This window comes from Streptomyces sp. NPDC059909, from assembly GCF_042730885.1.
In the GTDB taxonomy this organism is placed as follows: domain Bacteria; phylum Actinomycetota; class Actinomycetes; order Streptomycetales; family Streptomycetaceae; genus Streptomyces.
Map to the genome: position 1 here is coordinate 17,359 of NZ_JBHWKX010000007.1, position 21,998 is coordinate 39,356.

17 protein-coding genes and 2 pseudogenes are annotated in these 21,998 nt (G+C 71.2%); 8 read left to right on the forward strand and 11 right to left on the reverse strand.

Annotated elements, in window-relative coordinates:
- Positions 1–26: 26 nt before the first annotated feature.
- The 3 genes from ACFV9O_RS07720 (at position 27) to lysA (ending at position 2,657) form a co-directional block, all read left to right on the forward strand.
- Positions 27–692: a LysE family translocator gene (locus ACFV9O_RS07720; protein WP_385413689.1), complete on the forward strand. Its 666-nt coding sequence runs from the start codon at positions 27–29 to the stop codon at positions 690–692.
- Between the two features lie 211 nt (positions 693–903).
- On the forward strand, positions 904–1,254 hold the full coding sequence (locus ACFV9O_RS07725) for an SAV_915 family protein (protein WP_385413692.1): 351 nt from the start codon (positions 904–906) through the stop codon (positions 1,252–1,254).
- Positions 1,255–1,286: 32 nt separating this feature from the next.
- Complete coding sequence (gene lysA / locus ACFV9O_RS07730) at positions 1,287–2,657, forward strand: diaminopimelate decarboxylase (protein WP_385413694.1); 1,371 nt, start codon at positions 1,287–1,289, stop codon at positions 2,655–2,657.
- 18 nt (positions 2,658–2,675) lie between these two features.
- Here lysA and ACFV9O_RS07735 read toward each other — a convergent pair whose 3' ends face one another.
- Positions 2,676–3,842 carry a winged helix DNA-binding domain-containing protein gene (locus ACFV9O_RS07735; RefSeq protein ID WP_385413696.1) on the reverse strand — a complete coding sequence of 389 codons (1,167 nt, stop codon included), beginning with the start codon at positions 3,840–3,842 and terminating at the stop codon, positions 2,676–2,678.
- A 169-nt stretch (positions 3,843–4,011) separates the two neighbouring features.
- Here ACFV9O_RS07735 and ACFV9O_RS07740 point away from each other — a divergent pair, with 169 nt between their 5' ends.
- The 3 genes and pseudogenes from ACFV9O_RS07740 (at position 4,012) to ACFV9O_RS07750 (ending at position 6,788) form a co-directional block, all read left to right on the forward strand.
- Positions 4,012–5,172: a magnesium and cobalt transport protein CorA gene (locus ACFV9O_RS07740; RefSeq protein WP_385413698.1), complete on the forward strand. Its 1,161-nt coding sequence runs from the start codon at positions 4,012–4,014 to the stop codon at positions 5,170–5,172.
- A 548-nt stretch (positions 5,173–5,720) separates the two neighbouring features.
- Positions 5,721–6,113 (forward strand): hypothetical protein, encoded by a 393-nt coding sequence (locus tag ACFV9O_RS07745; RefSeq protein WP_385413701.1) that lies wholly within the window; start codon positions 5,721–5,723, stop codon positions 6,111–6,113.
- A gap of 5 nt (positions 6,114–6,118) precedes the next feature.
- Positions 6,119–6,788: pseudogene (locus tag ACFV9O_RS07750) on the forward strand (nucleotidyl transferase AbiEii/AbiGii toxin family protein).
- A gap of 66 nt (positions 6,789–6,854) precedes the next feature.
- Here the strand turns inward: ACFV9O_RS07750 and ACFV9O_RS07755 are convergent.
- The 5 genes from ACFV9O_RS07755 to ACFV9O_RS07775 form a co-directional block, all read right to left on the reverse strand.
- Positions 6,855–7,553, reverse strand: a complete 699-nt coding sequence (locus ACFV9O_RS07755) for a hypothetical protein (protein ID WP_385413702.1) — start codon at positions 7,551–7,553, stop codon at positions 6,855–6,857.
- Positions 7,550–7,951 carry a CHAT domain-containing protein gene (locus tag ACFV9O_RS07760; RefSeq protein WP_385413991.1) on the reverse strand — a complete coding sequence of 134 codons (402 nt, stop codon included), beginning with the start codon at positions 7,949–7,951 and terminating at the stop codon, positions 7,550–7,552. The genes ACFV9O_RS07755 and ACFV9O_RS07760 overlap by 4 nt, the downstream gene beginning before the upstream one ends.
- A 65-nt stretch (positions 7,952–8,016) precedes the next feature.
- Entirely contained in the window at positions 8,017–9,444 is a 1,428-nt protein-coding gene (locus ACFV9O_RS07765; protein WP_385413704.1) for a phytoene desaturase family protein, read from the reverse strand.
- Positions 9,441–11,249, reverse strand: a complete 1,809-nt coding sequence (locus tag ACFV9O_RS07770; protein ID WP_385413706.1) for a DUF3556 domain-containing protein — start codon at positions 11,247–11,249, stop codon at positions 9,441–9,443. Before ACFV9O_RS07770 ends, ACFV9O_RS07765 begins: the two co-directional genes overlap by 4 nt.
- Before the next feature lie 103 nt (positions 11,250–11,352).
- Positions 11,353–12,858, reverse strand: a complete 1,506-nt coding sequence (locus ACFV9O_RS07775; RefSeq protein WP_385413708.1) for a class I adenylate-forming enzyme family protein — start codon at positions 12,856–12,858, stop codon at positions 11,353–11,355.
- A 156-nt stretch (positions 12,859–13,014) separates the two neighbouring features.
- Between ACFV9O_RS07775 and ACFV9O_RS07780 the strand changes: the two genes are divergently transcribed.
- Positions 13,015–14,265: a helix-turn-helix domain-containing protein gene (locus ACFV9O_RS07780; RefSeq protein WP_385413711.1), complete on the forward strand. Its 1,251-nt coding sequence runs from the start codon at positions 13,015–13,017 to the stop codon at positions 14,263–14,265.
- Positions 14,266–14,487: 222 nt separating this feature from the next.
- Here the strand turns inward: ACFV9O_RS07780 and ACFV9O_RS07785 are convergent, their stop codons facing one another.
- Complete coding sequence (locus ACFV9O_RS07785) at positions 14,488–16,005, reverse strand: alpha-N-arabinofuranosidase (protein ID WP_385413713.1); 1,518 nt, start codon at positions 16,003–16,005, stop codon at positions 14,488–14,490.
- A gap of 91 nt (positions 16,006–16,096) precedes the next feature.
- Between ACFV9O_RS07785 and ACFV9O_RS07790 the strand changes: the two are divergent.
- A pseudogene (locus ACFV9O_RS07790) lies at positions 16,097–16,273 on the forward strand (CorA family divalent cation transporter); the annotation flags it as partial.
- Between the two features lie 27 nt (positions 16,274–16,300).
- Here the strand turns inward: ACFV9O_RS07790 and ACFV9O_RS07795 are convergent.
- The 4 genes from ACFV9O_RS07795 to ACFV9O_RS07810 all read right to left on the reverse strand — a co-directional run bounded on the left by ACFV9O_RS07795 (position 16,301) and on the right by ACFV9O_RS07810 (position 21,987).
- The gene (locus tag ACFV9O_RS07795) at positions 16,301–17,179 is read right to left on the reverse strand and encodes a deoxyribose-phosphate aldolase (RefSeq protein ID WP_385413715.1); all 879 of its coding nucleotides are present in this window, start codon (positions 17,177–17,179) and stop codon (positions 16,301–16,303) included.
- Between the two features lie 122 nt (positions 17,180–17,301).
- Complete coding sequence (locus ACFV9O_RS07800) at positions 17,302–19,962, reverse strand: alpha-mannosidase (protein ID WP_385413718.1); 2,661 nt, start codon at positions 19,960–19,962, stop codon at positions 17,302–17,304.
- Complete coding sequence (locus ACFV9O_RS07805) at positions 19,955–21,103, reverse strand: Gfo/Idh/MocA family protein (RefSeq protein ID WP_385413721.1); 1,149 nt, start codon at positions 21,101–21,103, stop codon at positions 19,955–19,957. Before ACFV9O_RS07805 ends, ACFV9O_RS07800 begins: the two co-directional genes overlap by 8 nt.
- On the reverse strand, positions 21,100–21,987 hold the full coding sequence (locus ACFV9O_RS07810; RefSeq protein WP_385413724.1) for a sugar phosphate isomerase/epimerase family protein: 888 nt from the start codon (positions 21,985–21,987) through the stop codon (positions 21,100–21,102). The genes ACFV9O_RS07805 and ACFV9O_RS07810 overlap by 4 nt, the downstream gene beginning before the upstream one ends.
- Positions 21,988–21,998: the final 11 nt, after the last annotated feature.

Sequence of the window (21,998 nt, forward strand, 5' to 3'; positions counted from 1 at the left end):
TCCCTCACACGGAAGAGGTTCAGCGGATGGTGTCGACGGACCGGATGCTCGCCTTCGCGGCGATGTCCCTGCTGGTGATCGTGATCCCGGGGCCGAGCGTGCTCTTCGTGATCGGCCGGGCGCTGGCACACGGACGGCGCACCGCGATGGCGACCGTGCTCGGCAACGTCGTCGGTTCGTACGTCCTCGTCGTGGCCGTCGCGCTCGGCATCGGGGCGCTCGTCGAGAGGTCCGTGACCGTGTTCGTCGCGGTGAAGCTCGCGGGAGCCGCGTATCTCGTGTACCTGGGCGTACAGGCGTTCCGGCACCGCAAGGCGCTGAGGCTCTCGGCGATGCCCACGGCCCCCGCGGCGCCGGGCACCCCGGCCGTTGCCGGACGCGGCGATCTGCGCACGGTCGTCGACGGCGTGGTCGTCGGGGTCACCAACCCCAAGGGCATCGTCTTCTTCGCCGCCGTACTCCCCCAGTTCGTGGACCACTCGCTGGGCCTGGTGCCCGCGCAGATGCTCCTGCTCGGGCTGGTGCCGATCGGGATCGGGCTGGTCACCGACACCCTGTGGGGCCTGGGCGCGGCGGCCGCCCGGAACTGGTTCGCCCGCTCGGAACGGCGGCTCTCGCTGATCGGCGGCGCGGGCGGCTTCGCAATGATCGGGCTCGGCGTGACGGTGGCGGCGACGGGGCGGGCGGACTGACGCCACGAACCGGCCGACGGACCGGCGCGGGACCGGTCGGCACGACGTGCGTGCCTCAGTGCGCCAGGAAGCCGTCAATGAACGGCCCGTACCGGTCAGCGGCGCGTCATGATTCCGAGGCTCCGCGCCCTGCCTCGGGGTCCGGGGGCGACGCTTCGAGGTGCCGGTACGCACGTACCGGCGCACACGGAACTTCGCCCCGGAGGGCACCATGGACAACCTCATCCGCGAGGACGCGGACCCCGACGAACCCGCCCCGGCAGGGCCGCTCTTCGTACCGGTTCGGCTCGGCTCTGCCGGGGGACACCAACTGCGCTTCATGCGCACCCCGCTCGGCGTACGCACTGCCATCGGCTTCACCAGCGCGGGCCGGCTGGCCGCCGTGCTGGGCGAGGGCCAGGCGTGGATCAGGCTCGCCGAGCCCGCGCTACGGGCGCTCTCCGAACCGCTGGGGGTGACCACGGTGACCGTGGACCCGCAGCTCACCGCCCCGGCGCCGACTGCGCACGCGACGACGTGGATGCCCGCCGCCCGGGCGGACGCGCTCGCGTTCATCCGTTGATGCCCGCCCCCAGGTTGCCCGAAGGAGCGAACATGACCGCAGTGTCCGTGGGCCGCGCAGCACCGGAGCTGCCCACCCCGCCCGGCCGGGCGGCCGCATGGCCGTCCGCATCGCCGTCAGTCTGGCCCGCGTCCGCCGTGTCGGCCCCCGGCGGGGACGTCACCGTCGGCGGCGTGTCGCTGACCGGGCTCGCGGAGCGGTACGGGACGCCCACGTACGTGCTCGACGAGGGCGAGGTGCGCGCACGGGCACGGGCCTGGCAGCGGGCGCTGCCCGACGCGGAGATCGTCTACGCCGGCAAGGCGTTCCTGTGCCGGGCCGTCGTCGACTGGGTCGAGGAGGAGGGGCTCGGCCTCGACGTCTGCTCGGCGGGCGAGCTGGAGCTGGCCGCGACCCGGGGGATTCCCCCGGACCGGATCGTCATGCACGGCAACGCCAAGTCGCCGGAGGATCTGCGCACCGCTCTGCGGCTCGGCGTCGGCCGGATCGTCATCGACTCGGACTGCGAGATCGCCCGCCTCGCGGCGCAGGTCCCGGGCCCGGACGCGCAGCAGGTGATGGTGCGGGTGCTGCCCGGCATCGAGGCCGGGGGCCACGAGAAGATCCGGACCGGCGCGGAGGGCCAGAAGTTCGGGCTGTCGATCGCCGAGGGCGACGCGGAGCACGCGATCGCCCGGATCCTGGGGCAGCCGCGGCTCGAACTGGTCGGCCTGCACTGCCACTTGGGCTCGCAGATCGCCACGCCCGAGCCGTACGCGCAGGCGGTGCGGCGCCTCGTGTCCTTCCTGGCCCGCATCCGCGACCGGTACGGGATCACGCTGGGCGAGCTGGACCTGGGCGGCGGCTTCGCGGTCGCGTACCTGCCTGGCGACCCGGCGCCCACGCCCGCCGCGTACGGACGCCGCATCGACGACGAACTGCGGTACGCGTGCCATGGGTCCGGCTTCCCGGTGCCCCGGCTGACGGTCGAGCCGGGCCGCTCGATCATGGCACCGGCGGGCGTCGCGCTGTACCGGGTGCTGTCGGTGAAGCGGTCGGCCGGCCGGGTCTTCGTCGCCGTCGACGGCGGCATGAGCGACAACCCGCGGCCCGCGCTGTACGGGGCGCGGTACACCGTCCGTATGGTCGGGCGGGCCTCGGCGGCCCCGATGCGCGCGACGACGGTGGTCGGCAGGCACTGCGAGGCCGGTGACGTGCTCGCGAAGTCGGTCGAGCTGCCGGAGGACGTACGGCCGGGGGACGTGCTGGCGGTACCGGCGTCGGGGGCGTACCAGGTGTCGATGGCGTCGGGTTACAACACGACCGGCAGGCCACCGGTGGTGGCGGTGACGGAAGGGCGGTCGCGACTGCTGGTGCGGCGCGAGCGCCTGGAGGACCTGCTGCGCAGGGACGTGGGCGTGTAACGCGCCCCCCGAGAACTGCTACTCCGCGACGTCCCCGAAGCGCACGTCCCACGCCGTGACCGGGGTCATGGCGGTGAGCAGGTGCTCGCCCTCCTCGGTCACGGCGGTGCGCTGCGCCCGCGTCAGCTTCACGAACGGCCGGACGGTCAGGGTCGCGGACTCCTTCGTCTCCTCCAGCCGCCACAGCCCGGCGAGGAACCCGTCGACGAGGAACACGCAGAGGGCCCGGTTGCCCTTCCAGGTGCGTGCCTTGAGTTCCTCGGCGACGACCCGGCTGCGGTCGGCATGCGACAGCAGGAGGTTGTCGTACTCGGGGAGGAAGCGCGGCGGCGCCGGGGTGTCCGGGTCGGGGCGCGGGGCGTCCGGGAGGTCGAAGAGCTCCACGCCGTTCTCGTCGCGGAAGGTGAGCAGCTCGGGGCGCAGCCGTTCGAAGGCGTCCCGGAGCCGGCTCAGCCCGGACCAGGTCTGCATGTCCTTCACCGATGCGGGCCCGAAGGCGGCGAGGTAGCGCCGTACGATCGCGTCCGGCGCCGGAGCGGGCTCCACCGGCCGCCCGAACCACTCCTCGGCGGTGGTCAGCATGACCTGGCCGCTCCGGCCCCACAGCCCGCGCGGCGTGGTCTGCACCAGGGGCAGGAGGCAGCGCGCGGCCGTGGTGAGGGCGAGCGGATCGGCATCGGGCCACTGCGCGAGCAGGGCCTCTCGGAGCTCCTTGACCGGGCGGGGGCGCTCCTGGAGCAGTTCGCGGCTGAGCGCCGTGAGGCGGGCCAGGTCGACGCCGTCGAGCCTCCTGAGGAACATTCTCAGCTCGCGGTCCGGCCCTCCGGCCTGCGCGAACGGACGGAGGGCGAGACAGTCCGCGGCAGTGTGGGTGTGGATGGTGGAACGGAGCGTGACCATGCGCCCCACCTCGCGCGACTCCATCGGCGCGGAGAGCTCCTGGGGGCGGAAGCCGTGCAGACGGGCGGCGAGGGCGTAGTACGGCGGCTTGACGTTCTGCGCCTGGAGGCCGACGAGGTGCTCGACCGCCGCCTTCGCGGACATCCGGTTGTCCGGGTCGCGGCGCAGCAGGAGCTGGCGGGCCAGGGTGGCGCGGTTGAGGGCACGGGGGCCGAGGACGGGCGGCGTGCCGGGCCGTCCCTGCGACCGGTTCGTCGGCTGCGTCCGGCGGGTGTTCGAGGCCATGAACGGCACGCTACCCACCCTTGCGGACACTTTCTGTCCGCAAGGGCGGGTCGGTCCCGCGGATCCCGGTCACACGATGCCGTGGGAATTCAGCCCGTATATCCTGCCCGTGGCCGTTGATCAGGGCCGCAGGTACGTCCCACACGGCGTCCCCCGGGAGGTGACCAGGATGTCCGACCGACGGGCGCGCCCCGCGCAGGTCCCGAAGAAGCACGCCTGGCGCCGTCGCCCGGGCATGCCGGCCCCGCCGCCCCCTCCCCCTGGCCCGGCAGCCGCGCCTGAGATCACCGCCCCCGTTCAGAAGGACCAGGGCAGCATCGTCGAGGCGGCGCTGTACCGCGACGGCCGCCGCGTCTCGACGCCCGCCTCGCTCGCCGAGACGTTCCGACAGCTGCGCGAGGAGCCGGCCGGGATGGCCTGGATCGGTCTGCACCGGCCGACCGAGTCCGAACTGCATTCGCTGGCCGATGAGTTCGACCTCCACCCACTCGCCGTCGAGGACGCACTGGAGGCCCACCAGCGCCCCAAGCTGGAACGATACGGCGAGACCCTCTTCGTCGTCCTGCGCGCGGCCCGGTATCTCGACGCCCCGGAGGAGGTCGACTTCGGCGAGCTCCACGTATTCGTCGGCAGCGACTTCCTGATCACGGTCCGACACGGCGCGGCCCCCGACCTGTCGGCGGTCCGCCGCCGCATGGAGTCGACCCCCGACCTCCTCGCCCTCGGCCCCGAGGCGGTGCTGTACGCCATCCTCGACGCCGTCGTCGACGGGTACGCCCCGGTCGTCGCGGGCGTGCAGAACGACATCGACGAGATCGAGACCGAGGTCTTCAGCGGAGACCCGGCCGTGTCCCGCCGCATCTACGAACTCTCCCGCGAAATGGTCGAGTTCCAGCGCGCGACCCGCCCCCTCGTCGGCATGCTCCACGGCCTGATGGCCGGCTTCGCCAAGTACGGCACGGACGAGGAACTCCAGCGCTACCTCCGCGACGTCGCCGACCACGTCACCCACACCAGCGAGCGCGTCGACGGCTTCCGCCAGGCCCTGGCGGACATCCTCACGGTCAACGCGACCCTGGTGACGGAACAGCAGAACGCGGAGATGCGGGCGCTGGCGGAGGCGGGCTTCGAGCAGAACGAGGAGATCAAGAAGATCTCGGCCTGGGCGGCCATTCTCTTTGCACCCACACTCGTGGGAACCATCTACGGCATGAACTTTGAGCAGATGCCTGAGTTGAGCTGGAACCTCGGATACCCCTTCGCGATCGGCTTGATGGGGGTCGTTTGCGTCAGTTTGTACTTGATTTTCAAGCGTCGGGACTGGCTATAGGGGTCGCCCGACGCCACTCGCGCAGCGCGCGCGGTTTGCTTCTGCACCCACACAAGCGCCCAATTTGGGCTCTGGGGAGTCCCTGGGGAGAAGCGATGCGGGTGATCTCGTCTACCTGCCTTCAGCAACGCCCTGACCAGGACTTTTACCCTCCTGCAGGCACTGGGGAGAATCCGGGGAGAATGGCTGACGACACAGCTCCTGCGTCTGCGGCTTCGTCCCTATCCTGCTTCCTGCTCAACATCTCGCCGGTCGCCCTTGCCGCCCCCTAACAGATCACAGACAGTGACACTGGGTTCTGAGCGGAGCCACACGTCCGCCCCCTCTGTGCGGCCCCCTGATTGTGGTGACGAGTCGTGTTCTGGTCAGCCCGGCCTCTTCGTGTACCAGGTCTCATGCGCAAGCGGGCGACAGCCCGTGTCGCCTGCTCAGGGCAAGAACGGGCTGCGGCAGGCGGCCGGCTCACTGGCGGGAGCCGCCCTGCTCACTCCGGGCGCGGGCTCGCACATCATGGCCCGCACCGCTTCTGCGGCCGCCATAATGGAGGCATGTCCTCCAGCCCGCAGCACCCCGCACCCGCGCCGAGAGACCTCTCTGGTGCGGACGCCGCGGACCTCGCGCTGTACCGGGAGAAGTTCCGGCGCCGTCTGCCGGAGTCGCTGGACGAGCTGCGCGGGCCGACGCACGGCATCGTAGAGCTGCCGCTGCACCTGGCCTGGTCCGGGATGACCTCGTACGACCTGGGCAAACCTCGCCAGCGCATGGGCCTGTACCGCACCGTCCTGCACGAGGGCCTGCACGACGACCTGCCCCGCTACCTCAATCAGGATCTACTCCTCCAGCAGTGGCCCGTGCTGCGCACCCTCGTCGGTCGCACGGTGCGCACCGTGTGGGAGGACGCCTTCCCCCAGCTCGCCTCCGGCACCCGGGCAGCCGCGTGACGGACATGCCGGAGCTGCACACCCGGCTACTGGCGGATGTGATTGCCCCTCGGCTCGCCGTATCCCTTGGTCCTCACCGGCGGGTATGCCGTGAGGGCGCACCGCCTCGTGAACCGTCCCAGCCAGGACCTCGATGTCGCAACCGAGAACCCGGCACCCATGGCCGACATCGCGGCCGCGCTCTGTAGCGGCCTCAAGGCCAGGGGCTGGAAAGTGCAGGCGCTGGAGACTGCCCCTCTGTCCGCTCGCTTCACCGTGACCGACCCAGTCACCGGGCAGGACTGTGAAGTCGACATCCTCAAGGAGATCTTCTGGCGGCCCGTCGCCCAGAGCCCTTACGGACCTGTCCTCGCGGAGGAGGACGTGATCGGGACCAAGGTCCGAGCCCTTGCCGACCGAGGAGCGCCCCGCGACCTGATCGACGTGTTCGCTGCCTCCCGCCGCTGGACGAACTCCGAGCTCGAGGAGTTCGGTCGCCGCCACGCCCGCGGCCGCTTCGAGCGCGAGGACCTCCAAGCGAACCTCACCGGCGCCGAGTGGACCGATGACAAAGCCTTCGCCGCCTACGGCCTCGACGATGCCACCATCACCGCTCTCCGCACCTGGGCCGTGGAGTGGGCCGACGGCCTCGCGACCCGCCTCCTCGAAGAGTCCGATGCCCCGGACATCGACTGATCGCACCGCAGATTCCGTTCCGCCAAGTCCGTCCCTGGAAGACCCCCCTTGGGGAGGGTCGTGTCGTCACTGAAGGGCGATGGTCTGCAGGGCAGGGGGGAGCACAGCTCGGTACGGAATCAGGCCAAGACGGCGCTGTTTGACGGTCGCGGCCACTGTGATGTGGGCCTGCGTCGGCACACCGACTGGGGTCCGGATGATCAGCGAGAGTGATTCGTCACCGACCAGGGGTGTGTCCGGGGTGGCGGTAAACCTCCACTCGGGATCGCTGTCGCGTTCACCCATGCCGACCACGAACAATTCCTCGCGTCCACCCTGGTGCGGCGTGAACTCCACACCTGCGTCGACGAGCATGAGATTGGCGGTCAGCGTCAGCGAGCCGGAGGGCACGACGGGGACGGCCCGCTTTTTCGGAGAGGTGGACCACGCGATGGGCTGCTGGTCGTCCGACTGGCCCGGGGCCTCCAGTCGGACGCCGATGCCCGCGTTCGTAAACGGAGCTCCGTCCGGTGAAGGGCGGAAGGAGCAGACGAGACTAAGGAGCAGGTAATCGTACCGGGTGGACTGCGACTCCAGGAAATCCCCCCAATCGCCATCCCCTTCGGCAGCCTGCATGCCGGTCAGCAGGCGCACGACCGGTGCACCCAGCGAGATCCGCCCTGTCAGCGGGGGCTGAGGGGTCGGTGTCTGCAGGAGGAGGGTTGGAACGAGCGTGAGGTCGTAGGAGGTTGCTGCCTTAACCGTCAGCCGGTCGAGAGAGTTCATTCGGTAGCTTCCTGTGAGTGATCGGTGGCGGTGCGCCAGTCCCCGACGAAGCAGAACGCGCCCCAGTCCCGGTAGGCCGGGTAGCGGGCACGGGTCGTGGACTGGGCGATACGGAACGCGGTACGGCGGCCCCGTGAGAAAGCGAGCTGTTCGTACAGGGTGCCGAAGAACGTGGTGGCCACGTCGGGGGCCACGGGCCACAGGCAGCCGATGATGGCGGCGGCTCCGGCCTGGAGGAACGCGGCGGGCAGGCCGTGCAGGTTGTCGTTGATGTCGAACCTGCCGAGGGCCGACTCGCACGCGCTCATCGTGACGAGTTCGACGCCGCGCAGATCGACTCCGAGGATGTCGTGGGCGAACACCCGGCCGTCGGCGCCCCGTTCCGCATCGGGTGACAGGGATCACTGCACCTCACGTCGGGCCGATACGACCGGCCTTCCCTGGAGAGCCCGCTGCGGGCTCGTCATCGCCTTGCGGGGTCTCCCAGGTGGCGCAGGGCTCGTGCGGCGGCGTGAGCGCCGCACATTCCGTGCGCGCCGGGACCGGGCGGGGTCGCCGCGGAGCACAGGTAGTGGCCCGGCAGGCCGGTGTCGTACGGATGGAGGGTGGGCCGGGGGCCGAACAGCAACTGGGGGATGTCCTTGGCTCCGGTCATGATGTTGCCGCCCACGTAGTTGGGGTTGTATGCGGCGAATCCGGGTGTGGTGCGCACGGCGGTGCCGACGATGCGGTCCCGGAATCCCGGGGCGAACCGCTCGATCTGGGCGATGATCGCCTCCGTGGCGTCGCCGGAGTAGCCGGCCGGTACGTGGGCGTAGGTCCACACCGGATGCACGTCTCCGACCGAGCGCTGCGGATCGGCCAGATACTGCTGGCCGACCAGGACGAACGGCCGGGCCGGCATCCGTCCGGCGTGGATGTCCCGCTCGGTGGCGGCGATCTCGGCGTACGTGCCGCCGACGTGCACCGTGCCGGCCCGCCGCGCTGCTTCGGCGGTCCAGGGGACTCCGCCTTCGACCGCGAAGTCGGCCTTGAACGCTCCGGGTCCGTACCGGAACCTCCGGTAGGCGCGGGCGACGCGGAGCGGCAGCCTGTCGCCCATGATGTCCGCCAGGGCGGTGGGGGCCACGTCCCAGACGGTCGCGTCCGCGGGGGGCAGGTCGGAAGCCGACCGGACATGTACGCCGGTCTCGATCTTTCCTCCCAGGTCGGTCAGCAGGGCGGCCATGGCGGCGGTGATACGGCCCGTTCCGCCGGCGGCCACGGCCCAGCCGTGCCGGTGTCCCGCGGTGAGGATGCCGAGTCCGATGCTGGCGCTCAGCGGCCGGTGCAGGGGGTGGAAGGCATGTGCGGCCACACCGCCCCACAGCGCCCGCGCTTCCTCGGTGACGAACGTCTTCGCCAGCAGCGACGCGGGGGCCAGTGCGGGGACGCCGAAGCGTGCCAGGCGGAGAGGGTGGCGCGGGATGCGCAGCAGCGGGCCGAGGATATCGCCGCTCAAGGTGTCGTAGCCTTGTGACGGCCGCTCGAACAGCAGGCGCCAGCGTCGGCCGTCGGCGCCGAGACCGGTGGCGGTCTCGGTGACCGAACGGTGCAGGACGCCCGCCGAGCCGCCGTCGAGCGGATGCACGCAGTCGATCTCCGGCCACGCCCATGTCAGCCCGTAGCGCTCCAGACCGAGGCCGCGCAGGAACGACGACCCGACCGCCATCGGGTGGACGGCCGAGCAGTGGTCGTGCAGCAATCCGGGAAGGATCGCCTCACCGGAGCGGGCGCCGCCGCCGATCTTGTCGGCCCCCTCCAGCACCGTGACCCGCAAACCCGCCCGGGCCAGGGCGATGGCGGCGGCGAGTCCGTTGGGACCGGCGCCGATCACGGTTGCCGTACTCATGTCGTCATGCTTTCCACCGTGCCTTGCGCCGCAACCTGCGAGGACGACTGGGCGCGGGTCCAGATCACGTCGAGCGGGATCGGGCCGTTCGGCAGCCACGGCTGCTCCCGGACCGCGTCGGCGACCTTCCAGGTGCCCCGCTCGATCACGCCGAGCGCGGCGTCGATCACCTGGTAGCGCTGGACGGAGCTGTGGATGGCCTGCGACTCCACCCAGACGACGATCCACTCCCCCGGGGCGAACCCGACGCGGGACTGCACGGCGTTGATCAGGTCGAGGTTGTGCAGATGGCCGTCGCCGAAGTTGAACCCGATCAGTGAGTTGCACCCGAACTCGGCCTCGCGCACGGTGCGTTGCTCAAGATCGGGCAGGTTCTTCAGGAGTACGGAGAGCAGGCCGCGGCCCTGGCTGTGCATCGACCGCCAAGCGATCGTCTGCTGCATGGTGATCTCGGCGACCACCGGCGGGTAGCCCAACGCCTTGAGCTGGTCGACCTGGTTGCGCGTTGGACGGTGCCGCAGCGAGTTCAGCTTCTCCTCCGCACCCGGTGCGAAGGCCCACAGTGCGGAGGCCCAATTGCCCGCGTACTGCCGCATCGAGGGCAGGAACGACACCAGGTCCGGGCGCAGATTGCCCAGGACGGGGAAGAACGCCAGGGCGGCGGCGATCCCGGCAGCCAGCCAGGGCGAGGACATGTCACCGACGCCGTAGCCGTCCCAGGCCGGGAAGCCGAGGAACAGGAAGACCGTCAGGTACGCGAACAGGATGTTCCACTCCAGCGGCACCGCCAGCGGGAACGTCGACGTGATGAAGAGGTGGAAGACGACCATCAGCACCACGCCGGCGAGGGTGAGCCAGCGGTTCGTGGAGAACAGCAGCACCAGCGGGGTGACGATCTCGACGGTGGTGCCGCCGACGTGTGCCATGAAGCCCGCGACCTTCGACGGGCGAATGTCGTGGGGGAAGTCGCGGTAGTGCAGCCGCCTGAGCCACTTCGCCGGCACGCAGGGGCTGTTGGAGACCATCGGCGGCACCACGTTGGTGAAGTGCAGCCCGAACTTCGACACCCCGGCGCCGATCCACACGACACAGATCAGCAGCTTGGCCGCGACGATCATGTCGATGAAGGGCAGCACGGCGAAGAACACCAGCGCGGGCAGGTACTGCTCGCCCCGTGCGGCCAGGAAGAGCGTCTTGTCCCGCAGGCCGCACACGACGTACAGCACGATCGGTGCGATCATCAGCGCCGGGCGCACCAGCCCCGAGGTGTTGTCCGGCAGGACCTCGACGAGTGACGCGCTCTTCTCGCCGGGCAGCAAGATCGCCGTGAGCAGCGACGCCAGGAAGGCCAGGTAGAGCGCCACGTCGGCCGCCGTGCGGCGATCGCCGCCGGTGAAGGGCACGCGCTTCCAGGGGCGCAGCCGGATGGTGCCCGGCCGGGCCCAGAACAGGATCCCGCCGGTCATCGGCCTGAACTTGCCGGCGATCGGGCCCCAGGACCCCGCCACCCCGACCGCCTCCAGAAAGACCGTCCAGAACACCAGTTTCTGATAGGCGACCGGCTGGTCCCACCAGCGCTGGACCTCCCAGAACGGGCCGATGCCCGAGGTCCAGGTCACCAGGGCCGTCCCGGCGACGACGTAGAGGAGGAGCAGCTTGACCACGTACGTCGTCGGAATCATCTTCGGCGAACCGAAACCGTGCTCCACCCAGTGGAGGGCCAGTTCTTTCACGCGTTCCATGAGCGGTTTCTCAAGGAACGTCTCCTGGTCGACCGGCGGGAAGTCACCCGTCTTGAATCCCATTGTTCTCGCCCCTCCGTACAACGGTTTCTGAGCGTGCGGCTCCGCGCCCGGAAATCTCCGGTGCGAGTGTTCGGGTGAATGCCGTGTACTGAGCGCGGATTCTCTACGCGCTCACGGCAGTGCTACGAAGGCGCGGTTTGTCGATCTTTCCCACCGGATTCTTCGGCAACGCCTCGGTGACGACGACCGACACCGGTACCTTGATGCGGGCCAGTGAGCCGCGGCAGTGCTCGACGAGTTCCTCGGGGGCGGCCTTCGCGTCCGGAAGCAGTGCGACGTATGCGACCGGAACCTCACCGAGCACGGGGTCGGGCCTGCCGACCACCGCCGCTTCGAGCACCGCCGCGTGGGTGTGCAGGACGTTCTCGATCTCCTTGGGGTAGATGTTCTCCCCGCCGCGGATGATCATGTCCTTGATCCGGTCGACCAGGATGAGATAGCCGTCCACGTCGAAGCGCCCGACGTCGCCGGTGTGCAGCCAGCCGTCGACGACGGTCCTGGCCGTCTCGTCGGGCAGCCCGAGGTAGCCGCGCATGACGTTCGGGCCCCGGACCACCACCTCGCCGACCGATCCGTCGTCGAGGAGATTGCCCTCGGCGTCCATCACGGCGACGGTCTGTCCGGGCAGCGGGAGCCCGACCGTCCCGGGCTTGCGCAAGCCGGCGGGCGGATTCAGCGTCGAGGCGCAGGTGCCCTCGGACAGCCCGTAGCCCTCGACGACCGGCACGTGGAACCGGTTCTCGAACCGGGCGATCAGTTCGGCGGGCATCGGCGCGGCCCCGCAGATCGCCCGGCGCAGCGACGACGTGTCCGGACGCACCTCGTCGGGCAGCGACACCAGCATCGCGTAGATCGCCGGTACGGCCGAGAAGTACGTCGGCCCGACGGCGTCGACCGTGTCGAAGAACGTCGACGCGCCGAACCGGCCGGCGATCGTCGCCCGCGCGCCCGCCAGCAGCGGAGACAGCACGCTCACCACGATCCCGTTGACATGGAACAGCGGCAGGACCAGCAGGCTGTGGTCGGTCTCGTCCAGGCCGATGGCGTCGATGACCATCCGGCACATCGCGGCGATGTTCGCGTGGTCGAGCATCACGCCCTTCGGGCGGCCCGTGGTCCCGCTGGTGTAGATGATCAGGGCCAGCGATTCGGGGGCAAGTGCGACGGCGTCCGGCGCCAAGGCCTCGGCCCCCCTCGCCGAAGCGCCCGCCACGGCGGCCACGTCGAGTGTCCCGAAGCTCCCTGCCCCCGCCTCGGTGATCACCGCCTTCGCTCCGGAGTCCTGGATCTGATGGCGGGCCTCGGCTTCGGTGAGCGCGGGATTCAGCGGCGTGACCGCGGCGCCCAGTCGCCAGGCCGCGAACATGATGACGACCAGTTCCAATCGATTCGGCAACGACACCGCGACCACATCTCCGGCGCGAATTCCGTGCGCGCCGAGCACGGCCGCCGCGGATCGGACCCGTCTCAGGAAAGCGTCGTTGTCCAGCTGCTCGCAATCATCCGCGATACAGGGTCCAGTGGGATTCCGGCCGGACCGGACATCCGGCAGTTCAGCTATGTGCTGCACGATTTCCTCACCATTGAGTAGCAGCGTGACGGCGGTCATAGCTGCAAGGTAGGCACGGGGCACGTGTCCGGATACGGGCTTGCACTCCAGTACGGACCCCGACCTTTGTGCCGGGGGCACAAAGCAGGACGCGGACATCGAGATGCAGGCGTCGGCGGTACTGTCGGAACGTGACGTGTCGGGTACCTTCCCGCCATGAGCGTCAGTGTCGACGGGATCGTCCAGGAAGCCGCCAAGCGCATCCAGGGCGATCTGGAGCATCTCACCACCGAGATGACCTCGATGTTCGTCGACGTCATCCCCGAGTTCCACCACGACGACGCCGTACGGCGGCTGATGGTCGCCAGCACGTCGTCGAACCTGGCCGCGATCGTCGACATGCTGGCGCTGAACATCTCCCTCGACGACATCAACGTCCCGCCGGCCGCGGCCGAGTACGCCCGCCGCTTCGCCCAGCACGGCCTGTCACTGGAGGCGCTGCTGCGTGCCTACCGCCTCGGCGAGCACATGTTCGTGCAGCGGGCGATGACCGTCCTGCACCAGCTCGAACTGTCCACCGACGAAGCCCTGGCCGCGACAAGCCGAATCGTGCACCTGGCGAACACATACATCGACCAGGTTGTCGAGGGTCTCGTCGACATCTACGAGGACGAGCGCAGACGGTGGGACGCGCGGTCCGACGCCGCCCGCGCCGCCCAGGTCCGCGCCGTGCTCGACACCGACGGGCTCGACCTCGCCGCTGCCGAGGAGATGCTGTCGACGTCCCTGCGTGGATGGCATCTCGCCGCGATCATCTGGACGCAGCCCGGCTCGGCCGATCCGGACGCGGCTCAGCTGCGCGCCGGCGCGGCGATGCTCGCCGCAGCCACCGGCAGAGCCCCCCTGACGATCTCCGCCGACGAACGGACGTACTGGGCCTGGATGTCCTCCACCGGCAGGCCGGCTCTCGACCTCGATCTGCTGGAGAACGAGCTCCACAAGCACCCGGCACTGCGCATCGCCCTCGGTGACATCTCCCCCGGCCTCGAAGGATTCCGCCAGACGTTCCGGGACGCGCAGCGTGCCCGCACCGTCGCCGTCGCGGGAGCCGCCCCCGGCTGCGCACTCGTCGTCCACTCCCGGGTCGCCCTCGCCGCACTCCTCGTCGATCACCTCACCGACGTCGAAGCCTGGGCCGGACGCGTCCTCGGCGACCTCATGCACGACGACGACGCGACGGCCCGACTGCGCGAGACCGTACAGGTGTTCCTGGACGCACGGGGCAGCTTCACCGACGCCGCCGCACGCATGCACGTCCACAAGAACACGGTCCACTACCGCGTGCGCAAGGCGGAGGAGATCCTCGGACACCCGCTCACCGAGAACCGACTGGACATCGAGGTTGCCCTACTGGCCTGCGCGCAACTCGGACTCGTCGACGCCGCTCGTCGTCGTAGCGCGTCCTGACACGTTTGCGACGGCCGTTCCGGGCCGACGCAGGTCGTCGTGCGGCGCGAACGCCCGCACCCCGGCGTGTCAGGAGGCGTGTGCTGGCCGTCGAGCAGCTCGGAATCGGCCAACTCGACTCGATGGCCCTCTCCTTCGCGTCTACGACGGGCTCGTGCACAACAGCTCCGTCCAGCGGAGCGGACCTCTCACCGTCGGTGCAGCGCGCTCGGCGTCGGCGGCTCAGGCCAGCCGGATCACGTTCCAGGACATCGGCTCCAGGACGGCTTCGAGGACGCCGGACCGCATCGAGGTTCCCTCGGCCGGGTGCGGCGTGACGCGGTCCGGTTCGTCCAGGGTGTTGCGAGCCTCCGGATCGGCATCGGACAGTGCGCTGTGCTCGACGAGCTCCGTCACGTCCAGGCCGTGCAGGGAGACTTCGAGCGGCAGGGCCTCTGTCTGGCTGCGGTTGACGGCGAAGACGGTGACCGCGCCCGACCGCGGGTCGCGGACCGCCGTGGCGTGCAGCAGGGCGACCGCGCCGTACTTCGCCGTGTCGTACGTGGGCGATTCGACACGTACGTCGAGGACCTGGCCGCGACCGTACCGGGACGCCTGCGCGAACGGGAAGAACGTGGTCTGCCGCCAGGCCGCGCCGCCCGGCTCGGTCATGATCGGGGCGATGACGTTGACCAGCTGGGCGAGGCAGGCGACGGTCACCCGGTCGGCGTGCCGCAGCAGCGCGATGAGCAGCGAGCCGAACACGACGGCATCGGTGACGGAGTAGTTGTCCTCCAACAGACGCGGGGCCTCGGGCCACTGAAGGGGGCTTGCCTCCGACTCCTCGTGGAAACGGCTCATGTACCAGACGTTCCACTCGTCGAAGGAGAGGTTGATCCTCTTCGGCGACTTGAGTCGCGCGCCCACGTGGTCACAGGTGGCGACGACGTTCTCGATGAAGGCCTCCATGTCCACGGCCGAGGCCAGGAAGGAGTCACGGTCGCCTTCGGTCTCCTCGTAATAGGCATGCAGGGAGATGTAGTCGACGGCGTCGTAGGCCTCCTGAAGGACCGTCGCCTCCCAGGCGGCGAAGGTGGGCATCGACCGGTTGGAGCTGCCACAGGCGACGAGTTCGACCGACGGGTCGATCTGCCGCATCGCACGGGCGGTCTCGGCGGCCAGCCGTCCGTACTCGTGGGCGGTCTTGTGGCCGGTCTGCCACGGCCCGTCCATCTCGTTCCCCAGGCACCACAGCCGGATGCCGAACGGATCCTTGCCCCCATGGGCGACGCGGCGGTCGGCGAGTTCGGTACCGGCCGGGTGGTTGGCGTACTCCTGGAGCTCCAGCGCCTCGGCGACGCCGCGTGTGCCCAGGTTGACGGCCATCATGGGCTCGGCCTGGTGGCCGATCTTCTTCACGAAGCCGATGTACTCGCTGAGCCCGAAACGATTCGTCTCGGTGGAGCGCCAGGCGAGATCGAGTCGGCGCGGTCGCTGCTCGGCCGGACCGACGCCGTCCTCCCACTTGTACCCGGAGACGAAGTTGCCGCCGGGATAGCGGACGGCTGTGACGCCGAGTTCGCGAATCAGCTCCAGGACATCCGTCCGCAGCCCGGACTCGTCCGCGGCCGGATGCCCCGGCTCGAATATGCCGGTGTAGACACAGCGGCCGAGGTGTTCGACGAAAGAGCCGAAGAGGCGGGGGTTGACGTCGCCGACGGTGAATGCCGGGTCAAGGGTGAAGCGCGCGGTGCGGGTCATGTCCCTCCTTGGGAAGATGCGAACAGCCACGGTCGGCCGGGACCAGATGGTCCTGGGTGAAGGGCGCAGGCGGCATGCTGTGGGGCTCTGTCAGATCTCCTCCTGGGCAGCCATCCTCTTCGCGCCGACCCTGGTCGGCACCATCTACGGCATGAACTTCGACCGGATACCGGAGCTGCACTGGGCGTTCGGCTACCCGTTCGCCCTGGCCCTGATGGGCGTCGTCTGTCTGAGCCTGTACTTCATCTTCAATCACCGGGACTGGCTCCAAACCCCGCTGCCACCTCTTCACCCCCTACAGCAGCCCCACCGCCGTGTCGACCGCCGCCACCACATCGCCGTCCGGCGGGTAGAGCAGCGAGCGCCCGACGACCAGGCCGCGCACGGTGGGCAGGGCGAGCGCCGTGCGCCAGCGCTCGTACGTGGCGTCCTGGTCCGTGCCGACCTCGCCGCCCAGCACCACGGCGGGCAGCGTGGAGCTCGCCATCGCCTCGGCCATGTCGTCCGGGTCGGCGGTCACCGGCACCTTCAGCCAGGTGTAGGCGGAGGTGCCGCCGAGGCCGGAGGCGATGGCCATGGACGTGGCGACCGCTTCGACGCTGAGGTCGTTGCGCAGCCGGCCGTCGACCCGGCGCGACAGGAAGGGCTCGACGAAGACGGGCAGCCGGCGCTCGGCCATCGCGTCGACGGCGCGGGCCGCCGCGTGCAGCGTGGTGAGCGATCCGGCGTCGTCGTATCCGATGCGCAGCAGCAGCTTGCCCCCGTCGAGGCGGAGCCGCTCGATGTCCAGCGGGCGGTAGCCGGTGAAGCGGTCGTCGAGCTCGAAGGAGGCGCCCGCCAGCCCGCCGCGGTTCATCGATCCGAGGGCCACCTTGCCGTCGAGTGCGCCCAGCATCAGCAGGTCCTCGAGGATGTCGGCGGTGGCCAGCACGCCGTCCACACCGGGCCGGGACAGTGCGGTGCTCAGCCGCTCCAGCAGATCGGGGCGGTTGGCCATGGCGAGCGTGCGGCCGCCGACGGTGAGGGCGCCCCGGGCGGGATGGTCGGCCGCGACGATCATCAGCCGGCCGCCGGCACCCAGCAGGGGACGGCGGACGCGCCGGGCCGCGGCCTCGGCAATCGCTTCGGGGCGACTCGACCGCACCTGGGTGAGGTCGGAGATGCTGAGGCTCACGTAGGACTCTCTCTCCTTCTGACGTGCCGGCTCTGTGCCTGACCGGCTCTCCGGCGTGCCGGACGGCACGGGGGACGTGCCCGCGGACGCCGGGGCGCGGCGCGCCCCGACGTCCGGGCCGGTCAGCGGCCCAGCTGGAGGGTCGCGATCTCCCACGGCCGCAGCGCCAGCCGCACCGCTCCCTCGGTCACGGCCAGCGCCTCGCCCGGCCGGCCCAGCAGGTCGGCGCGCCGCGCCCGGGTGAACCCGCCCTCGACCAGGGCCTCGGTGGCCTCGCCGCCTTCGGCGACGACCCGCACCTCCGTCCAGCCGTCGCGTTCCCGCACGCTGGTCAGCACCACACCGGAGCCGCCGACCGCCGGTCCCCTCACCTCGTCCGGCAGTGGCGCGGACGGCTCGGCCCGCCCCGGTACGGCGAAGAGGCCGTGCCGGTACTCCTCCGCCGCGCGCAGCACGGCGTCCGCGCCCGTCGGCCAGGAGCCGCCGTAGGGCAGCAGTGCCAGCATCACGCTCCGGCGGCCGCGGCTCTGCGCCTCGGGCGTGGGCAGTTGCGGCCCGGCAGGCTCGTCGCGGTGGACGTGCCGGTTGCGCGACAGCTGCCCGACGGAGCGCAGCAGGGTGAGGGCCAGCTCGCGGCCACCGTCGACGAGTTCGTACTCGCTGTACTCCTCCAGCAGCACCGCGAGCCCGCCCGCCGCCACGAGGCCCGCGGCCGGGAAGGTCGCCAGCGGGTGCTCGCCGCCCCCGCCCTCGGCGGTCAGGCCGCGCTCGACCACCGCGAACTGGCCCTCGGCGAAGGAGGATCCGGTCCGCTGCGGCAGCGGCAGATGCAGGCGCAGCCGGTGGTCGTCGCAGCGGTTGTCGAACTCGACGGCGATCCGCGCGTACGGCTCGGCGGCGCGCAGCTCCACGCGCATCGTGACCGTGACGGGCTCCGTACGCGGCGAGCGGCCGTCCACCGCGAAGTCGCCGGAGGCGGGCCAAGAGTAGCGCCGTTCGATCTCGAGCGCGGCGCGCAGCGCAGAGGCCGCGGTGCGGGTGACCCGCACCGACTCCGGCTCGGTGACCAGCACATCGGCGGCGGGCGGCGCGTAGTTGTACGTGTCGCCCAGGTCACCGCCGTCGACGAGTGCGCCGAGGCCCGCGGCGGTGGTGCCGTCGGCGCCGGTCAGGCTGAACGTGCCGTCTCCCAGGACCTCGACACGGACCAGGCCGTTGTCGAGCACCCGGCCGTCCGCCCGTACGTCATGCGGTGGCAGCGGGGCGGTGCCCGGGGCCGGCGGGCGCACCGCGGCATAGCCCAGCGGCGGGACGTCCGCCCAGACGGGGACCCTCTCGCCGGGGGCGGTGAGGATCCGCACCCGCAGGGTGCGCCGACGCCAGTCGGTGCCGTCCGCGCCCAGCGCCTCCTTCACCTCGGCGACGTCGAAGGCGCCGCTGGGGTGGCGGGCGACCTCGAAGGTCAGCGTCGCGTCGTCGTCGCTCAGTGTCCAGCCGGTGATGTGCCGCCCGTACAGCTCCGTGCCGTGCACCCGGGTCAGCGCGACCTCCGCCGGTACGCCGGCGTCGTCGGCCAGCACCTCGACGCCCGGCCGGTCCGTCTCGGCGAAGACGACGCCGGTGCGCCGCCATGGCGAGGGGTTGAAGACGAGCAGCGCGTCCTGCGGGACGTCCGCGGCGCGCCGGGTGCCGATCAGGTCGCAGACTGCCTGGCCGAGCTGCTCGGCCTCCGCCATCCGGGCACCGACCTGCTGGGCGGTCTCGTCGCAGCCGCAGCCGGTGACCGAGTCGTGGCAGCTGACGGCGATCAGCCGCTGCCAGGCCATGTCGAGGAAGCGCTGCTCGCCGCCGTCGCCGTACAGTGCCGCCATCGGCTCGGCGTACCGTTCGACGGCCCGCTCGGCGCGGCTCATCGCCTGCTTCAGGTGCGGGCGCACCGAGTTGACGCCGGGGAGGATGTTGGCGCGGGCGTGGGAGCGCAGCTCGCCGTGGACGGCGGGCAGCCCGTCGGTGGTGGTGGGCAGCTCCGCGAAGAACGCGGCGAGCGTGGCCAGGCGCGTGCTGGTGCCGGTCGCCTCACCGGCCGCGGCCAGCAGGTCGGGGGCGTCCGCTTCGGGCGCGGTGTGGTCGGAGCCGTACATGCCGAGCAGCGGGCCGCCGTCGGGCAGCGCCCAAATGCCCATCCGCCCGACGAGCTCCCGCATCCGCTCGGCGACCGCGCCGCGGTCGGCGAGCAGCCCGGCGGCGTTGCCGTAGCCGCCGGCCGGCAGGTAGCGGGTGCGTACGGCGGTGCCGTCGGGGGCGGTCCAGGCGAAGGTGTCGGTGGTCACGGCGCTCGGCACACCGCGGAAGACGCACGCGTGGTCCAGGCCGGCGCCCCGCAGGATCTGCGGCATCTGCGCGATGTGGCCGAACATGTCGGGGAGGTAGCCGACGGGCATGGTGCCACCGAGCTCGCCGGAGCGGCGGATGCCGCGTTCGAGGTTGCGGACGATCTGCTCGCCGGAGCACAGGAACTCGTCCATCAGGATGTCCCACGGGCCGATGGCCAGCCGCCCGGCCTTCACCAGGGCCACCACCCGCTCGCGCGCCTCGGGGCGCACCTCCAGGTAGTCGTCCACGGCGGCCAGTTGCCCGTCGAGGGTGAAGCGGTGGCGCGGATCGCGCTCCATCCGGTCCAGCAGTTCGTCCAGGAGCGCCACCAGCTGCAACCGGAAGCGCTGGAAGGGCAGGTACCACTCCCGGTCCCAGTGGGTGTGCGGAACGATCACGAGTTCAGGCATGTGCCGTCTCCCCGGCGGGTTCGAGGCCGTCCTGTGCGGCGAGGCGCCGCACGGCCTGCTGGGCGAAACTGAGATCGGCCGCCGCGGCGCGGATGCCGGAGAGCGGGGGCGTGCCCCGTGTGACGAGGGCGTGGAACGCCGTCAGCTGGGCCTCGAATCCCCCGACGGGCGAGCGGAACTCCGTACGGGCAAGCTCCTCGTGCCGGCCGCTGGTCTCCGTCAGCAGGGTCGGGACGCCCAGCAGGTACGGGGCGGGGAAGACCAGTTCGGCGGAGCCGGTCGCGTGGTGGACGGCGACCGTCTCCCGGTACGCCGGGTAGTCGGGCTGGTAGAGCCAGCGGATGCCGTAGCGGCCGCCGGCCGGCAGTGCGCCGGACAGCTCGACGGACGGCGGGTCGCCCTCGCCCGCGCCTTTCGCGGGCCACAGGGCGACGTGGTCGACCGTGGCCGGGACTCCGGCGAGCAGGCGGATCAGGGACAGCTCGTGGCAGATGCTGTTCATGATGATCCCGTACAACTCCCGCAGCGGCCCGGCCGGCTCCTCGCCGAGGGCGGTGCGCAGCGGTTCCTCGGCAGTGGCGCGCAGCGCGGCCGACTCGGCCGCGGGTACGTCGCCCGCGGGCGGCGGCAGTTGGGCGAAGGCCAGCTGGGCCGCTGAGGACGGATGGAGCACGGTGACGTCGATCGCATGGATCGCGCCGGGCCCGCCGATCCGTTCGACGAGCGCGGCCAGGCGCCGCACCGCGGGGTCGTACTGCTTCATGTAGCCGACCATGAGCCGGTCGGTGACGGCCTCACCGAGCCCCGCCAGCTCGTCGATCTCCCGCAGGGCGTAGCCGAGGGGCTTCTCGGCGAGTACGGCGTGCCCGCGGCGCAGCGCGTCGGCCGCGGCGGGGGCATGGGTGCCCGAGGTGAGCAGGAGCAGCGCGTCGAACCCGCCCCACCCCAGCAGGGCCCCGACGTCGGTGAAGCGGCGTTGCGGCGGGACGCCGTACCGCTGCCCGATCCGGTCGGTGAGAGCGGGCGAGACGTCCGCGACGGCCGCCAGGGTGAAGCGGCCGGCGAGCCGTTCCAGCAGCGGCAGATGGATGGTCTGGGCGATGGTGCCGAGGCCGGCCACCGCGACGGAGACCGGGGTCATCGGATGCCCGCCTTTCGCAGCGCCTCGCGGTTGGCCCGCTGGGCGGCGAGCAGGTCGCCGAGCCGGGTGCCGGTCTCGGGGGCGTCCTGCTCGACGACGAGCCAGCCGGTGTAGCCGGTCTCGCGCAGCACGGCCACCACGTCGGCGGGATCGATCTCGCCCTCGCCCAGCGGGCGGAACGCGCCGTCGCGCACCGCCTGCGTGAAGTCGCCACCCGCCGCGACGGTGGCCTCCAGGCGCTCGCGAGAAGCGTCCTTGATGTGCACCTGCTTGATCCGCGGCGCCCAGTCGCGCAGCGCGGCAAGGGGGTCACCGCCCGCCAGGTGGAGGTGGCCGGTGTCCAGGCACAGCGAGACGTCGGTGGCCTCCAGCAGCCGCTCAACCTCCTCGGCGCTCTCGACGTCGGTGCCCAGATGGTGGTGGAACACCGGCTCCAGGCCGCGGTCGCGGCACCGGTCGGCGGCCCGCTGCACCCGGGCGGCGAAGCCCGCCCAGTCCGCGACGGTGCCGTGGGCGCGCCCGGGACGGGCGCAGCGCTCGGGGTTGTCGGGACAGGCCAGGGTGGGGCGCGGGGCGAAGCGGGGGTCGGCGACGGGCACACTGGTGAAGACGTCCAGGGCGGCATCGAGGCCGGCCAGGTCGGCGGTGAAGCCGCCCTCGTCGCCGTAGCGCAGATCGATCCAGCCGCCGGCCAGTGCGAGGCCGGCGTCGGCGAGGTGCCCGGTCAGCGTGCCGGCCGTGCCGAGATAGCCGATGGGACCGGAGTCGATGCCGTCGTAGCCCGCGTCGGCCAGTTCGGCCAGCAGCTCGGTGGCGGCGAGCGGCGCGCGGTCGGCACGGTAGATGCCGAAGTTGACCGGCGCGTTCGCCACCCTGACGGTCACTGGCTCGATGG

Coding starts and splice junctions, on each gene's coding strand:
- ACFV9O_RS07785 (WP_385413713.1), bottom strand. CDS start 16,005: ATGACCCGCACCGCGCGCTTCACCCTTGACCCGGCATTCACCGTCGGC.
- ACFV9O_RS07805 (WP_385413721.1), bottom strand. CDS start 21,103: ATGACCCCGGTCTCCGTCGCGGTGGCCGGCCTCGGCACCATCGCCCAG.
- ACFV9O_RS07745 (WP_385413701.1), top strand. CDS start 5,721: ATGTCCTCCAGCCCGCAGCACCCCGCACCCGCGCCGAGAGACCTCTCT.
- ACFV9O_RS07800 (WP_385413718.1), bottom strand. CDS start 19,962: ATGCCTGAACTCGTGATCGTTCCGCACACCCACTGGGACCGGGAGTGG.
- ACFV9O_RS07780 (WP_385413711.1), top strand. CDS start 13,015: ATGAGCGTCAGTGTCGACGGGATCGTCCAGGAAGCCGCCAAGCGCATC.
- lysA (WP_385413694.1), top strand. CDS start 1,287: ATGACCGCAGTGTCCGTGGGCCGCGCAGCACCGGAGCTGCCCACCCCG.
- ACFV9O_RS07775 (WP_385413708.1), bottom strand. CDS start 12,858: ATGACCGCCGTCACGCTGCTACTCAATGGTGAGGAAATCGTGCAGCAC.
- ACFV9O_RS07765 (WP_385413704.1), bottom strand. CDS start 9,444: ATGAGTACGGCAACCGTGATCGGCGCCGGTCCCAACGGACTCGCCGCC.
- ACFV9O_RS07740 (WP_385413698.1), top strand. CDS start 4,012: ATGTCCGACCGACGGGCGCGCCCCGCGCAGGTCCCGAAGAAGCACGCC.
- ACFV9O_RS07735 (WP_385413696.1), bottom strand. CDS start 3,842: ATGGCCTCGAACACCCGCCGGACGCAGCCGACGAACCGGTCGCAGGGA.
- ACFV9O_RS07725 (WP_385413692.1), top strand. CDS start 904: ATGGACAACCTCATCCGCGAGGACGCGGACCCCGACGAACCCGCCCCG.
- ACFV9O_RS07755 (WP_385413702.1), bottom strand. CDS start 7,553: ATGAACTCTCTCGACCGGCTGACGGTTAAGGCAGCAACCTCCTACGAC.
- ACFV9O_RS07720 (WP_385413689.1), top strand. CDS start 27: ATGGTGTCGACGGACCGGATGCTCGCCTTCGCGGCGATGTCCCTGCTG.
- ACFV9O_RS07770 (WP_385413706.1), bottom strand. CDS start 11,249: ATGGGATTCAAGACGGGTGACTTCCCGCCGGTCGACCAGGAGACGTTC.